Consider the following 14,964-nt stretch of genomic DNA (forward strand, 5'->3'; position numbering starts at 1 on the left):
CCTTCAGGTGGTGATCAGCAGGTCGTAGGCGAGTTTGAGGGCGAGCGCCGCCACGACCGCGACGAACACGACGCGCACGAAACGGTTCCCGCGCGAGAGGGCCATACGCGCGCCGAGGTATCCACCGACGAGGTTCGCTACGCCCACCGCAATGCCAAGCGGCCAGAGCACATGTCCGGCAGGGATGAAGAAGATCAACGCCCCGAGATTGGTGCAGAGATTCGCGATCTTTCCGAGCGCCGACGCGGGCATGAAGGCGTACCCGAGCACGCTCACGATGAGAATCACGAAGAAGGATCCGGTGCCCGGGCCGAGCGCGCCGTCGTAGACGCCGACAACCGCGCCGATCGCGCCCGCGGCCGTCGCGTGCCGCCACCCATGCCAGCGACGACGGGCGTGCACGCCGAGCTTCGGCTTGAGGACCGTGAACGTTCCCACGCCGATGAGCACGACGAGGATGATCGGCGTGAAGGCCTGCGCAGGGATCGACGCGGCGATGATCGCGCCGACGATCGCCCCCGCGAGCGCCGTGCCCGCGAGCGGCAGCGCGGTCATCGGATCCGGTCTCACCCGCCGCGCGTACGTAACGGCGGCGACCGACGTGCCCATGATGCTCGCGATCTTGTTCGTCGCGAGCGCCTGCAGCGGCGCGATTCCCGGCACGAGCATCAGCGCCGGCAGCTGGATGAGTCCGCCGCCACCGACGACCGCGTCGACCCACCCCGCGATGAGGCCCGCGCCGATCAGCAGCACGAGGGTGATCAGGTCGATATCCGGCACCAGGCGAGTGTATTCCCGGTGCCCGAGCGGCGCTGATGTCGGCACATCGTCGCCCTCGTGATTGTCGGGTATCTGCGGGTGACGCCGGCGTGCAACAATATGCGCACCACGACCGGGAGCTCTTCAGATGATCGTTTACGCTGCCAGCACCGACTCGTCCGAAGGAGTCATGTGGCTCGTCTTCGTCGCCGTCATCGCGATTGTCATCGCCGGCGTGGTCTTCCGCGCATGGCGTGAGGGCAAGAGGATCCGTGCGACCAGGGAACAGCACGCGGCATCCGAGGCAGCGGCGCTCGCTGAGCATCACCGACCCCGCTGGTCGCCGGACGCTGACGCATTCGGCTCCCGGTACGTCGATTGGGGTGTCGCCGTCGGTGCGCCGTTCGCGCTCTGCCGCGGAGCCGACCAGGATCGGCTGACGTTCGGCGACCCGCAGGAGGAGCGCCAGATCCTCGCCGAGGCGTGGGGAGTGACCGATCGCTCCAGCATGCTGCAGGCGATCTTCGACCTGCTGCTGTCGGGCCACCGTGACGACTTCGCCGGGGAGATCGCACGCTGGAGCGCGCTGAGCGACGACGAATGGAACGCGCTCGAGGTGGACCTGCGCAACGCCGCCAAGCACTCCGTCGACGCCACTGAGGCGCTGTGGCGCGCACGTCGGGTGCGCGCCGACGATCGCGGTATTCGATCCGTCGACTTCCTGGCGTGGGATTTCGTGCGTCTCGCCATGATCGTGCGGGCTGGCGCGACGGCGGGATACCTCTCCGAGTCCGAAGCCGCCGACGTCCTTGTCATGATCTCCGAAGACCTCCGCGAGCACTACGGATCCTGGGAGGAGCTGGGCGAGTCGTTCCGACTCGGCCGTTGGTACTGGAACTCGCAGGGCGGCGAGAACGAAGCGCAGATGGACGCCCATGACCTGAGCCGCCAGGAGGTCCTCACCTCGTTAGCGAGCCCGTGGGCGCGAGTCGCCTGGGACATGCCGCTGCCGGCATCCCGGATGCTGTTCGTCGACGCACTGCGCGACGACGGCGTGTACGCGCCGGATCCGGGCGAGTACCTCGAACCGGGCGAGCCCGTCTGGTCGAAGCGCATCCACGACGCGCTGCGGCAGCGCGAACTGGCCGACGACGACCGCTGATCCCGATGGCCTGGATCCCTCGCCCGCGCGGCGACTTCGACGTGACGACGTTCGTCATCGTGCTCGGGATCCTCGCCGTCTGCCTGCTCGTGCTCTGGTGGTACCGCCGGAAAAAGCGCAACGATCCCGACCGCGGCGGCCCCGGATACGTCGCGACCGCCACATTCGTACCGACGGCGCCAGCGCCGGATCCGAACCCTCTCAGCGATGACGAACGGTGGCTGCTCGGATTCGCGGCGCCGCGGGTCGTGTTCGAAGGGCTCGATGCGAAGCGATGGGATCTCGGAGGAGGCGCGGCAGCGTCAACGTCCGCGGGAGAAGAGGCGTGGGAGCGCCTCGCAGACGAGCTCACGCGCACCACGTCGTGGGACCTGTCACGGGTCCGCCTCGCAGCCAATCTCGAGGGCGCGACGTCCGCGCAAGATCGTGCATTCGCCGCGGTCGAGCTCGCCTGGTGGATCCGGGCGGGCGTCGCGACCGGTCACCTCACGGAGTCCTCGGCGCGCGACGAGACCCACGGCCTCGCGGAGTCGCTTCGACACGACGCGGACGATTGGCTCGCCTTCGGCGACCTGCTCGGCGATCACGAGAACATGGCGCGGGCGCACACGCTTTACCGTCCGGGCGCCCCCTGGTCGGATCCGCAGTGGCCGCGGCCATAGCCGGCGACGAGCCGTCTGTCGAGGGATCGGCGTCCGTAACGCGCGACGATCTGCAGCGTTCACTTCCCACCAGCGACGACGCGCGATATAATAGAGAGATGTCTCTAAAATGTTCGAGTGGAGGTGGCTCCGTGTCGTCTGCGTCGTTCGGGCGGTTGCCGTGGGTGTGGAGCGAATCCGTGGCGCTCGATCCGCCTGTCGTATTGCGCGAGAGCGGGGGCGTGCGGACGGCAACGCGCGCGGTGGTCACGAGCGCCGAACCGGAGATGTTGTTCCTGTGGTTGTGTCAGCTGAGGCGTGCGCCATACAGCTATGACTGGATCGACAACTTCGGGAGGCGCAGCCCCCGCACGGCGAATCCGGCGTTGCGGGAGCTGGCGATCGGTCAGCGGTTCATGACGATCTTCACCCTCACCGACTACGACTCCGACCGGTCGCTGACCTTGCGGATGAGACCGGGGTGGCCGACGCGGGCGTTCGGCGCGATCACCGTGCGATACCAGGTCGATCCGCTGCCCGACGATGCGTTGCGACTGAGCGCGGTGCTGTGGATGCCGCGGAACGGGCGATGGCTCGGCGGGGCACACCGGTATCTGCTGGCCTGGGGCGACCTGTTGATGATGCGGAAGCAACTGCGGGTGCTGGCTGGGCTCGCTGAACGCGACACCGTGACAAGGTCGCACGGCGCAGGCATGGGGGTGCGTGGTGGGTAGGACGGCAAAGTACTCCGACCAGCACATCCTCGATGCCGCGCTTGCCGTGGTTGCGGCAGGGGGTCCGGGGGGTGCGTCGGTGGTCGCGATCGCGAAACACCTCGGTGCGCCGTCGGGATCCGTGTATCACCGCTTCGCCTCACGCGACCTGATCCTGGCGACCCTGTGGACCAGGACTGTGCGGCGGTTTCAGGAGGGATTCCTCGCCGCGCTCGACAACCCCGCTCCGCTGGCGGCGGCACGGGCCGCGGTGGCGCACGTGCTGACCTGGAGCGCGGCACACGCGGCCGAGGCGAAGTTGCTGACGCTGTATCGCCGCGAGGACCTCATCGCGTTGTGGCCGGAAGAACTCGGCGAGGATCTTGCGACCCTCAACGACGGGGTGAAGGGCGCGGTCATTGCTTTTGCCGCTGCGCACTTCGGCAGCGTGGACAATTCCACCCTGGGGAGGGCGCAGTTCGCGTTGATCGACATCCCCTATGCCGCAGCCCGCCGCATCATCGATTCCGGCGACCGCGCGCCAGGACTGGAAGAGGCTGTGGTTGCGGCATCGCTCGCGGCGCTCGGAGCGACGGGAACAGAATCGTGACGCTGGCAGAGCGCATGGGGTACCGGCTGGCGCACACTCTGTTCCATCCCCCGCGTAAAAAGCATCACCGGCATCCCGGCGACCTCGGCCTGCCTTTCACGGAGGAGATCGTTCGGACACCGGATGGGATCAACCTGCACCTGTGGCTCATCCCCGGCCGGGCAGCGGGCACGGGGGCGGGCACGGCGATCGTGGGACACGGGATCGGACTGACAAAATCGGCCAGCCTGCGGCAAGCGCGGCTGTTGCACGGGCTGGGCTGGAACGTGCTGGTTTTCGACCACCGGAACCACGGCCTCTCCGCCCCGGATCCGGCCCGAGAGCACCTGGCCGAGCGGTACAGCGCTGACATCACCACCGGTATCGACGTCGCTCGCACCACCTGGCCCGGCGCTCGACCGCTCGTGGTGTGGGGGTTCTCCTTCTCCACCTTCCCCACCCTCCACCAACTACGCCACCCGACGTCGCCGGTCGATGCGATCCTCTGTGACAGCGGCCCCGGTCTTGACCTGGACGCGATGTTGCGCGACTTCCTGACCACCGGCGGCGTGCCCGTCCCTGCCCCGATCCGTGCGGTGCTGCGCCGCCCCGACGTCGTGTCGGCGTTCGCGCGCAGTGCAGTGACCATGCTCGGCACCGACTGGCCACCCAAGCGGGAGTCTTCTGCCTCCGGAACCACCCCGATGCTGTACCTGATCGGTGCCGACGACACCCTGGTGCAGCCGGCGCAGGTCCGCGCGCTCGCGAGCAGGTATCCGCATGCCACGGTGGCCGAGTTCCCCGCCGCCCATCTGGAAGGCATTAAGACCGCACCTGCGGAGTACGAGGCGGCGGTCACGGCTTTCCTTCACGCGCTCGCCCGCCCGACCGAATGAGGTCAGCGCGAGCCGAACACACTGTGAGGGTCGTTGTACTCGGCGGGCGTGCGGTAGTCGAGCTCGCGGCGCGGCTCCGCACCACATATCGGCGCACACATCGCGGATGAATCGACCATCGCGACGCGCCCAACCGCGACCGTAGGCTGACGCTCAGCAGCCACCGACGGAAGGACGCCGATGAACCGCTTCGACGAGAATGTCGCGACGCTTCTTCCGGGTCTGGTCGCGGTCCGGCGCGAACAGGAAACGACCCTTCCCCAGCCCACCGACCAGGTCAGTTACCTCGCCTACGACACCAGACTCGACGCCACAGAAGACCTCTGGCCGCGATCAGGATGGGCAGGCAGACACTGACACGCCGAACCCATTCACTCCTTTTGGCCGGTAATCCCCCGACCCGCGGATACTGGCGCAACCAACAACGAGAGCCCGGCCAATGGCCGAGCTCTCATCTGTGACACATGTCGCGACTCAGGTGAGACCCATGTCGCGACTCATCACATTGTGGAGCCTAGGAGATTCGAACTCCTGACATCCTGCTTGCAAAGCAGGCGCTCTACCAACTGAGCTAAGGCCCCGGGATCGGGTGGTGGGGCTACCAGGACTTGAACCTGGGACCTCTTCATTATCAGTGAAGCGCTCTAACCGCCTGAGCTATAGCCCCGTACGTCTCGGACCGCCGGTCGTCAACCTTCAAGAGCATACCCCACGAAATCCGGCCTCTCCAATTCGTGTCTGCGTCCCGGGCGTGGCGGCTTACCGAGCGAGATGCAGACCCTGCGCGACCGCGGTCGAGATGACGTACTCGACCTCGTGCCAGCGGTCGACGATCTGGTGGTACCCGACCCGGATCACGTGATAGCCCATCAGCATGAGTTGCGCGTCGTGACGATTGTCCTCAGTCCGCTGCGGGCCGACGTGGTGTCCGCCGTCGACTTGCAGCACGAGTCGGTCACCGATGAGCAGGTCGACGCGATGTCCCGCGATCGAGATCTGGGGCCGCAACGGCACGCGGAGCCAGCGCAGCCGCGGCATCACGACCGTCTCGATCCCGGAGTCGGAGAACCAGCACATCTCGTCGAGGATTCGCCGGGCCTGCGGACCGAGAGGGAGTCGCTTCAGAACACTGCGATCGACGAGTTCCTTCCGGGCCGCGGACTCCCAGATCACGAGGGCCTTCTCGAACGGCTGACACGCGGCGACCTGCGCGAGCGTGTTTTCGATACCGTCCTCCAGCGCCTCACCGCGGCGGGGAACGATCGGCTTCGACCAGTGCACGTGAGCGGAAGTTCGCTCACGAAGGCTCGCGTGCGGCTTCGCCGCGACGTGCGGGGTGTCCACACCGAACGACCACAGCCCGAACCTCTCGGCCTGTGTGACGCATGTCAGCGCGACTCCCAGCCTCGCAGCCGCGCTGAGATGCGGATCGCTCTGTGGATGCGCAACCCAACTGCGTCCGACCCGCGCGACCTCCCCGCGATCGAGCGACTGCCGGATCCGATGCCGTGAGATTCCGGCGTCGATGAGCGTAGACATCCGGGCGATGCCGTTGTACTTCGAGAGATAGAGCGCGAGATCCATACCGATACCGTGACGCGGGGTGATCCCGTCCGCGCAGGCGATTCGACGATCCTGCAACAAGTCGGCAGCTCCACGCACTGTGGACGCGCCGACCCGGCCACGCGGCGCGCCCGCGGTGCCGCACGCGACATCCGATGCGCGCTCTTGCTCTGTCCGCCGTCACGAAACAAGGAGATCTCACGAGGCGAGGAGGTTTCGCACGGATCCCTCCTCGGCTCGTGAGATCTCCTCGATTGGTGAGAGGCGAATGCAGGAACCGCGCAGCACCCCCGACACACACGCGAGAGCCCCGGGCCGAAGCCCGGGGCTCTCGCGGAGAAGCTCAGTTCGAGGTGAAGCCGACGAGCAACCCGCCCGTGATTTTCACGCACATGTTGTAGATGCCCGCGCCGACCGCACCCATCACGGTCACGACGATGAGATTGAGGATCGCGACGACCGAGCCGAACGCAAAGACCTGCGGCAAGCCCACGGCCGCCTCGATTGAGAGGCCGTCACTGAATCCGGCGAGGAACTCATCGACCTGGCTGATGAGGCCGGTCGACTGGATCACCAAGAACAACAGGATGAACGAGACAAGCGTTACGATCGCGATCGCGATAGCGACCAGGAATGACAGCTTGACCGCCGACCAGAAGTCAACGTAGACGAGGCGCAGCCGCACCTGCTTCGACGACGTCTTCTGCGCCGACTTCTTCGCGAGCTTGTCCGCAACCGTGCTCATTCGTCACCTTCGGAGTTTTCGGGTTCTGGTTCGTCCTCACCCAGACCGCGCTCGCGATTTCGAGCGATGGTCAAGATGTGGTCACCCTTGTCGGGACGGGCGAACACGACTCCCATCGTGTCGCGGCCCTTCGCAGGCACCTCGGCAACGGCCGAGCGTACCACCTTGCCCTTGGCGAGAACGACCAACACCTCGTCATCTTCCTCCACGATCAGTCCGCCGGCGAGCTCGCCGCGATCGTCGTGCAGTTTGGCAACCTTGATGCCGAGGCCGCCACGACCCTGCTGGCGGTACTCGGAAATCGCCGTGCGCTTCGCCCAGCCGCCGTCCGTGACGGTGAACACGAAGGTGTCGGGGCTCGCGACCGATGCGCTGAGCAATTCGTCACCGCCTCGGAACGCCATACCCTTCACGCCGGAGGTCGAGCGTCCCATCGGGCGCAGCGAGTCGTCCGCCGCCGGGAACTGCAGCGACATGCCCTTGCGGCTGATGAGGAGCAGGTGGTCGTCGGCATCCACGAGCATCGCGTCGACGAGCTCGTCCTCATCGCGCAGGTTGATCGCGATGATGCCGCCCTGGCGGTTCGAGTCGTACTCGGTCAGGCGCGTCTTCTTTACGAGACCGTTGCGGGTCGCGAGCACGAGATACTCGTGGTCCTCGTAGCTCTTGAGCTCGATCACCTCGGCGATCTGCTCATCGGGCCGCATCGCGAGCAGATTCGCGACATGCAGCCCCTTGGCGTCGCGCCCCGCCTCGGGGAGCTCGTACGCCTTGACGCGGTAGACGCGTCCGGCGGTCGTGAAGAACAGGATCCAGTGGTGCGTCGTCGTCACGAAGAAGTGCTCGACGACGTCGTCGGCGCGCAGCTGTGCGCCACGCACGCCCTTGCCACCACGGTGCTGGCTACGGTAGAGGTCGCTCCGCGTGCGCTTGACGTACCCCTCGCGCGTGACGGTGACGACGACCTCCTCCTCCGCGATCAGGTCTTCCATCGAGACGTCGCCGTCGAAGCCGTGCAAGATCTCGGTCCGGCGGTCATCGCCGAACTTGTCGACGATGCCGGTCAGCTCGGTCTTCACGATGTCGCGCTGGCGCTCGTCGGAGGCGATGATCTCCTTGAAGTCGGCGATCTTGGCCTCGAGCTCTTCGGCCTCGTCGATGATCTTCTGACGCTCAAGAGCAGCGAGGCGACGCAGCTGCATCGCGAGGATCGCGTCTGCCTGCACGTCGTCGATGTCCAGCAGATCCTTCAGTCCCGCGCGCGCGTCGTCGACCGTCGACGAACGGCGGATCAGCGCGATGACCTCATCGAGCGCGTCGAGCGCCTTGAGGTAGCCGCGCAAGATGTGCATCCGCTCTTCCGCCTTGCGCAGGCGGAATCGGGTACGCCGCACGATGACCTCGAGCTGGTGATCGATCCAGAGCGTGATGAACCGATCGAGCGGCAGCGTGCGCGGCACCCCATCGACGATCGCGAGCATGTTCGCACTGAAGTTCGACTGCAGCTCGGTGTGCTTGTAGAGGTTGTTCAGCACGACCTTCGCGACGGCATCACGCTTGAGCACGATCACGAGTCGCTGGCCGGTGCGCCCGGACGTTTCGTCGCGGATGTCGGCGATGCCCTGCACGCGTCCTTCACGCGCGAGCTCACCGATCTTGACCGCGAGGTTGTCGGGGTTGACCTGGTACGGAAGCTCCGTCACGACGAGGCACGTGCGCCCCTGGATCTCCTCGACGCCCACGACCGCGCGCATCGGGATCGAACCACGACCCGTGCGGTACGCCTCGTGGATCCCCTTCGTGCCGAGAATCTGCGCCTTGGTCGGGAAGTCCGGTCCAGGGATCCGCTGCATCAGCCCGGCGAGCAATTCCTCGCGCGGGAGCTCGGGATTGTCGAGGACCCACAGCGCACCGTCCGCCACCTCGCGCATGTTGTGCGGCGGGATGTTGGTCGCCATGCCCACGGCGATGCCGACGGATCCGTTGACGAGCAGGTTCGGGATCCGCGCGGGCAGCACGACCGGCTCCTGCTCGCGTCCGTCGTAGTTGTCATCGAAGTCGACGGTGTCTTCTTCGATGTCGCGCACCATCTCGAGCGCGATCGGAGCCATCTTCGTCTCCGTGTACCGCGGGGCTGCAGCACCCTGGTTGCCGGGCGTACCGAAGTTGCCCTGGCCGAGCGCCATCGGGTAGCGCAGCGACCACGACTGCACGAGACGCACGAGCGTGTCGTAGATCGCGCTGTCGCCGTGGGGGTGCAGCTTTCCCATGACATCGCCGACGACGCGGGCGCACTTCGAGAACGACTTGTCGGGGCGATAGCCCCCGTCGTACATGCCGTAGATCACGCGGCGGTGCACGGGCTTGAGGCCATCGCGCACGTCGGGCAGCGCGCGCCCGATGATGACGCTCATCGCATAGTCGAGATAGCTACGCTGCATCTCCGACTGCAGGTCGACCTGGTCGATCCGGCCGTGGTTGTGGCCGGCGTTGATGTCGGGACGTTCTTCGTCAGTCATGTTCTCTATCTCTCAAACAAGTTGCGTCGTCGATCAGATGTCGAGGAAGCGGACGTCCTTCGCGTTGCGCTGGATGAAGCTGCGTCGCGACTCCACGTCCTCTCCCATCAGCACCGAGAAGATCTCGTCGGCCGCCGCGGCATCATCGATCGTCACCTGCCGCAGGGTGCGCGTCTCGGGATCCATGGTCGTCTCCCACAACTCGTGGGCGTTCATCTCACCGAGACCCTTGTAGCGCTGGATGCCGCCCTCGTTGCTCTTCGGCAGGCGCCAGCCGCGCGCCTGACCCGCCTCGACGAACGTGTCGCGCTCCCGGTCCGAGTAGACGTACTCGTGCTCGGCGTTGGTCCACTTCAGGCGATACAGCGGCGGCATCGCGAGGAAGACGTAGCCGGCCTCGATGAGCCCGCGCATGTAGCGGAACAGCAGCGTCAACAGCAGCGTCGTAATGTGCTGACCGTCGACGTCCGCATCCGTCATCAGCACGATCTTGTGATAGCGCGCCTTCTCGATGGTGAAGTCCGGCCCGATCCCCGTGCCGAACGCCTGGATCATCGCCTGCACTTCCTTGTTGGCGAGCGCCTTGTCGAGGCGCGCTCGCTCGACGTTCAGGATCTTGCCGCGCAACGAAAGGATCGCCTGCGTCGTCGGGTTGCGGCCGTCCACAGCGGATCCACCGGCCGAGTCACCCTCGACGAGGAAGATCTCCGAGATCGACGGATCCTTGCTCGTGCAGTCCTTGAGCTTGTCGGGCATCGCGGCCGATTCGAACACGCTCTTGCGGCGTGCCGTCTCACGCGCCTTGCGCGCCGCCAACCGGGCGCTTGCGGCGTCGATCGCCTTGCGGATCACATTCTTCGCGTGCTGCGGGTTGCGCTCGAACCAGTCGCCGAGCTCCTCGTTCACGATGCGGTGGACATAACCGCGCGCCTCGGTGTTGCCGAGCTTGGTCTTGGTCTGGCCCTCGAACTGCGGTTCGGAGAGCTTCACCGAGATCACCGCGGTGAGCCCCTCGCGCACGTCGTCGCCCGTGAGGTTGTCGTCCTTCTCCTTGAGCAGACCGTTCGCCCGCGCGTAGCGGTTCATGAGCGCGGTGAGCGCGGAACGGAAGCCCTCTTCGTGCGTTCCACCCTCGTGCGTGTTGATCGTGTTTGCGTACGTGAACACGTTCTCGCTGTAGGAGGTGGTCCACTGCATCGCGACCTCGAGGGCGATCTTGCGGTCGGAGACCTCGGACTCGAAGCTGATGATCTCCTCATGCACGCGATCGGCGCGGCGCGCGTTGTTGAGGTAGTCAACGTAGTCCATGAGGCCACGCTCGTACAGGAAGACATCCTGACGCTGCTGCGACTCCGGAGCGCCCTCCTCCGTCGCGACCTCTTCGGTCGAGGTGGGGCGCGCGTCGTAGAGCTCGATCTTCAGGCCCTTGTTGAGGAACGCCATCTGCTGGAAGCGCGTGCGCAACACTTCGTACTCGAAGTCGACGGTCTCCGTGAAGATGTCGGGGTCTGGCCAGAAGGTGATGACGGTTCCGGTCTCCTCGGTCGCCTCGCCCTTTTCGATGGGCGCCGTCGGGTGGCCACCCTCGGTGTACGTCTGCCGCCACACGTGTCCATCGCGCTTGATGACCGCGTCAAGGCGGGTCGAGAGGGCGTTCACCACGGAGGATCCGACGCCGTGCAGTCCGCCGGAAACGGCATACCCGCCGCCACCGAACTTGCCGCCCGCGTGCAGCACGGTCAGGACGACCTCGAGGGTCGACTTGCCTTCCTTCTTGTTCTCGGCAACGGGGATTCCTCGCCCGTTGTCCTCGCAGCGCACGCCGCCGTCCTCAAGCAGGGTGACGGTGATCGTGTCGCAGTAACCGGCGAGCGATTCGTCGACCGAGTTGTCCACGATCTCGTAGACGAGGTGGTGCAGGCCGCGCGGGCCCGTTGAGCCGATGTACATGCCCGGACGCTTGCGCACCGCCTCGAGCCCCTCGAGCACCTGGATGTCATCTGCGCCGTAATCGTTCGTGACCTTGTGATGAGGGGTCTCGCTCGTCATAAAGGTGATGCTCCTTGTGGTCTTCGTCGCGACCACCAGCTTACCCGGTCGGGCCTCCAGAAACGACGTAACAGGCCCTCTAACGCGATAAAAAGACCTCAGATAGGATCGGACCCGTCTCAGCCGTAGGTATCGCGCGGTCCGCGCCCCTGAACGCGCCTGAATCCGTGTTTCCAGGTGGGGACCTCCGGGCCGAAGAAGCGGATCTCTTCCACACCCGCGTCCGGGTACAGCTCGATGATGCGCGTGAGAAAGTTCGCGCGCATGAGGTGCATCTGCTTGCTGCGCGCCGTCGAGTCGCACCGCACGACGACGAGGCCGCGCGCGAACGTCTCGATGTGCGAGTGCTCCGCGTTGTCACTGCCGGCGATCTCTTCCCAGTTCAGCGCGAGGTCCTCGCGCTCAAGCTGCGGCGCCCATCCGCTCGCGGTCGTCAGCGCGGAGATCGCATCGCCGAGCGTCCCGGGATCCCGCCCCTTCGCGAACGGCTGGCTCCCGTCCGGATCCCCGCGCCGGCGCTTTCTGCGGCGGGCCGCCTTACTGAGCGGCAGGCCGCGCAAGCGCAGATACGTGGCGACCGTCTCGGGGATGCCCGGCGGGCGCTGTTCGCTCACGCCTCCTCCTCGAGAGGGTGATCGGCGAGTGCGCCCAGGATCCGGCCGTCGTCGATGCGGATCGCGTCGGCGCGGAGCGCCGCGGGGATGTCGGTCGCCACGGCGGCCGTCACGAGAACCTGCTCATAACTCGCCACGACGCCGGCCAGGCGGCCGCGACGCGCGGCGTCGAGCTCGGCGAAGACGTCGTCGAGGATCAGGATCGGGTCTCCGCCCGGCGATTCCGCGCGCAGCAACTCGGCGGAAGCCAATCGCAATGACAGGGCCACCGACCAGCTCTCGCCGTGGGACGCGTATCCCTTCACCGGCAGACCCCGAAGATGCAGCACGAGGTCGTCGCGGTGTGGCCCCACGAGAGTGAGGCCACGGTCGAGTTCCTGCGTGCGCCGAGCAAGCAGAGCCTCACGGAATCGCTCGCTCGTTGCGCCCGCGGCACCGATCTCGACCGACTCGGGGTCATCTTCGGGGTCGGATCCGCCAATCGAGAGCGCCCAGCCGATGCGTGGCGAGTGATCCTCGCCCGCGATTGCCGCGTACGCGCGCGCCAGCGGCTCGGTCATGTCGGTGGCAAGCCGCTGCCGCGCGTCAATGATCTGCGATCCGAGCTGGATGAGCTTGTCGTCCCACACCTCGAGCGTCGTGAGCTGTTCCGCACGCATTCCCCTCGCGCGCGCGGATTTGAGCAGCGTCGTGCGCTGTTTGAGCGTGCGGTCGTAGTCCGACATGACGCTCGCGAGTCGCGGCGTGCGCTGCACCAGCAGCTGATCGGCGAACCGGCGACGCGACGACGGATCCCCGCGGACGATCATGAGGTCTTCGGGAGCGAAGAGCACCGCGTGCATGTAACGCGGCAGCTCGCTGGGACGCACCGGATTGCCGGAGATACGCGCGCGGTTGGCTCCCTGCCGATTCACCTGCAATTCGAGCGCGACGCTGCGGGATCCGTGCGCGAGACGCGCCCGAATGAACGCGGCATCGCGGCCTTCCCGCACGAGCGGAGCGTCGGACGACACCCGATGAGACCCGAGCGTCGCGAGGTACGCGACCGCTTCCGCGAGGTTCGTCTTGCCCTGACCGTTGCGACCGACGAGCAGGTTCGTGCCCGGCCGCAACGGCAGTTCCGCCTCGGCATAGTTACGGAAGTCGACGAGGCTCAGGTGCTCGACGATCACGCCTATCGCAACAGAAGGTTCGGCTGCAGGAGGTACTTGAAGTTGTCGCTCGAGGCGTCGTCGACCGACGTCTGCGCGGTCACGAGGATCGGGCTGAGCTTGTTGGCGTTGTCGCTGGAGGTGAACGTGATCCGCGCGAACTCGCTCTTCACGGCGCCGAGCGCCTCGAGGAGGTACTGCGGGTTGAGCCCCAGCGTCGTCTCGTCACCGCCAGTGAGGGTCGCGTCGACCGACTCTGACGCGCGGGCCTGGTCGCCGCCGGCTGCGTCCATCGTCACGTCGGTCGGGCCGAACGTGAAGCGCAGCGGAGCGGAGCGGTCGAGCACGAGGGCGACGCGGCGGACAGCCTCGTTGAGATCGCTCGTCGAGACGACCGAGTAGTGGCCCGTCTGATCGGGGAACAGACGCTGCACGGGCGGGAAGTTTCCCTTGATCAGCAGCGACGTCACCGTCTTGTTGCCGGCCGTGAAGGAAATGATCTCGCGGTCGCCGGATCCGCTGAACGCGATGGAGATGTTTCCGCCGTGCGAGAAGGTCTTACCCACCTCGATGAGGGTGCGGGCCGGGACGAGCGCCTGTGCCTCATGCTGGCTGCCGTCCCAGTCGATAGCGCGGAGCGCGACGCGGTAGCGGTCGGTGGCGACGAGCGTGAGCGTGTTCTCGCTCACCGCGAGCTGGACGCCCGTCAGCACCGGCGTGACGTCGTCGCGTGAGGCAGCGAAGGCGACCTGCGAGATGGCGGTCGCGAAGTCCTCGCCCGGGACGAGGCCGGACTCTCCGGTGACCTCGGGAATGGCCGGGTACTCCTCGACGGGCATCGAGGCGAGCGCGAAGCGAGCCGGTCCGCAGACGACGGCGATGTTGCCGTCATCCTCGGTGGAGATCTCGATGGGAGCGTTCGGGAGGCGGCTGGCGATGTCGCTGAGCAGGCGGCCGTGCACCAGAATCGTGCCCGGCTCATCGATAGTCGCCTCGATCGTCGTACGTGCCGAAGCCTCGTAGTCGAAAGCTGACAGAGAGAGGGATCCGTCTTCGGTCGCCTCGATGAGGACGCCGGCGAGGATGGGCTGCGGGTTGCGCTGCGGCAGCAGCTTGACGACGAACGAGACTGCCTCGCTGAAGACATCCCGGTTGACGTGGAACTTCACGTAGCTCTCCCTCACGTGACGGTAAAGCGGATACGACACGCGCACTTCGGTGCGCACATGTCGCGGAGAACCAATGCTAGTGCGTTCGAGGGTGTTCCCACGAACGGTCGTCGCGTGAAGGTGATCGGATCGCCCCGTAATGAAAGAGAGATCTCTTAACGGCGTTAACAGCTGTGGAGAATGTGGATAACTCTGTTGAACGTAGCGCGCACTAGGGAACTACATGGCTGTGAGTTGTGGATCAGGTGCGGAGAGATCGTGGAGGCGTGATCGCCGCTCGAGATCGCGTTCACAGCTGAGTTCACAGTCATGGCGCGTGTCGTGCACAACGGGAACGGCGTGTTTCCACAGTTATCCACAGGTTCTCCACACGGGCAAACGCGCTACCTGATCG

Annotated in this window: 14 protein-coding genes and 2 tRNA genes; 6 read left to right on the plus strand and 10 right to left on the minus strand. The window is 66.2% G+C overall.

Annotated elements, in window-relative coordinates:
• Nucleotides 1–3 precede the first annotated feature (3 nt).
• Nucleotides 4–780 carry a TSUP family transporter gene (locus tag IEW87_RS02330; protein ID WP_188710704.1) on the minus strand — a complete coding sequence of 259 codons (777 nt, stop codon included), beginning with the start codon at nt 778–780 and terminating at the stop codon, nt 4–6.
• Nucleotides 781–907: 127 nt separating this feature from the next.
• Between IEW87_RS02330 and IEW87_RS02335 the strand changes: the two genes are divergently transcribed.
• The 6 genes from IEW87_RS02335 (at nt 908) to IEW87_RS02360 (ending at nt 5,117) form a co-directional block, all read left to right on the plus strand.
• Nucleotides 908–1,921, plus strand: coding sequence for a DUF1266 domain-containing protein (locus IEW87_RS02335; RefSeq protein ID WP_188710705.1), 1,014 nt, complete (start codon nt 908–910; stop codon nt 1,919–1,921).
• Between the two features lie 5 nt (nt 1,922–1,926).
• Entirely contained in the window at nt 1,927–2,583 is a 657-nt protein-coding gene (locus IEW87_RS02340) for a hypothetical protein (protein WP_188710706.1), read from the plus strand.
• Nucleotides 2,584–2,714: 131 nt separating this feature from the next.
• Nucleotides 2,715–3,296, plus strand: coding sequence for a hypothetical protein (locus IEW87_RS02345; RefSeq protein WP_188710707.1), 582 nt, complete (start codon nt 2,715–2,717; stop codon nt 3,294–3,296).
• Nucleotides 3,289–3,885: a TetR family transcriptional regulator gene (locus IEW87_RS02350; RefSeq protein ID WP_188710708.1), complete on the plus strand. Its 597-nt coding sequence runs from the start codon at nt 3,289–3,291 to the stop codon at nt 3,883–3,885. Before IEW87_RS02345 ends, IEW87_RS02350 begins: the two co-directional genes overlap by 8 nt.
• Nucleotides 3,882–4,760 (plus strand): alpha/beta hydrolase, encoded by an 879-nt coding sequence (locus tag IEW87_RS02355; RefSeq protein ID WP_188710709.1) that lies wholly within the window; start codon nt 3,882–3,884, stop codon nt 4,758–4,760. The genes IEW87_RS02350 and IEW87_RS02355 overlap by 4 nt, the downstream gene beginning before the upstream one ends.
• Nucleotides 4,761–4,940: 180 nt before the next feature.
• The gene (locus IEW87_RS02360; protein ID WP_188710710.1) at nt 4,941–5,117 is read left to right on the plus strand and encodes a hypothetical protein; all 177 of its coding nucleotides are present in this window, start codon (nt 4,941–4,943) and stop codon (nt 5,115–5,117) included.
• A 151-nt stretch (nt 5,118–5,268) separates the two neighbouring features.
• On the opposite strand, the gene IEW87_RS02365 is transcribed toward IEW87_RS02360, so the two are convergent.
• From IEW87_RS02365 to dnaN, 9 genes are all read right to left on the minus strand, one after another.
• Nucleotides 5,269–5,341 (minus strand) — tRNA-Ala (locus IEW87_RS02365).
• 9 nt (nt 5,342–5,350) lie between these two features.
• Nucleotides 5,351–5,427: transfer RNA gene (locus tag IEW87_RS02370), tRNA-Ile, on the minus strand.
• A 92-nt stretch (nt 5,428–5,519) separates the two neighbouring features.
• Nucleotides 5,520–6,344 (minus strand): type IV toxin-antitoxin system AbiEi family antitoxin domain-containing protein, encoded by an 825-nt coding sequence (locus IEW87_RS02375; protein ID WP_188710711.1) that lies wholly within the window; start codon nt 6,342–6,344, stop codon nt 5,520–5,522.
• A gap of 322 nt (nt 6,345–6,666) precedes the next feature.
• Nucleotides 6,667–7,068, minus strand: a complete 402-nt coding sequence (locus IEW87_RS02380; RefSeq protein ID WP_188710712.1) for a DUF3566 domain-containing protein — start codon at nt 7,066–7,068, stop codon at nt 6,667–6,669.
• Nucleotides 7,065–9,587 (minus strand): DNA gyrase subunit A, encoded by a 2,523-nt coding sequence (gyrA, locus tag IEW87_RS02385; RefSeq protein ID WP_188710713.1) that lies wholly within the window; start codon nt 9,585–9,587, stop codon nt 7,065–7,067. The genes IEW87_RS02380 and gyrA overlap by 4 nt, the downstream gene beginning before the upstream one ends.
• A gap of 33 nt (nt 9,588–9,620) precedes the next feature.
• The gene (gyrB, locus tag IEW87_RS02390; protein ID WP_188710714.1) at nt 9,621–11,636 is read right to left on the minus strand and encodes a DNA topoisomerase (ATP-hydrolyzing) subunit B; all 2,016 of its coding nucleotides are present in this window, start codon (nt 11,634–11,636) and stop codon (nt 9,621–9,623) included.
• A gap of 119 nt (nt 11,637–11,755) precedes the next feature.
• The gene (locus IEW87_RS02395; RefSeq protein WP_188710715.1) at nt 11,756–12,250 is read right to left on the minus strand and encodes a DciA family protein; all 495 of its coding nucleotides are present in this window, start codon (nt 12,248–12,250) and stop codon (nt 11,756–11,758) included.
• Nucleotides 12,247–13,422: a DNA replication/repair protein RecF gene (recF, locus tag IEW87_RS02400; RefSeq protein ID WP_188710716.1), complete on the minus strand. Its 1,176-nt coding sequence runs from the start codon at nt 13,420–13,422 to the stop codon at nt 12,247–12,249. The genes IEW87_RS02395 and recF overlap by 4 nt, the downstream gene beginning before the upstream one ends.
• Before the next feature lie 2 nt (nt 13,423–13,424).
• Nucleotides 13,425–14,570 (minus strand): DNA polymerase III subunit beta, encoded by a 1,146-nt coding sequence (gene dnaN, locus IEW87_RS02405; protein WP_188710717.1) that lies wholly within the window; start codon nt 14,568–14,570, stop codon nt 13,425–13,427.
• Nucleotides 14,571–14,964 lie beyond the last annotated feature (394 nt).

The sequence above is a fragment of the Microbacterium faecale genome (genome assembly GCF_014640975.1).
GTDB classification, from domain to species: Bacteria; Actinomycetota; Actinomycetes; order Actinomycetales; family Microbacteriaceae; genus Microbacterium; species Microbacterium faecale.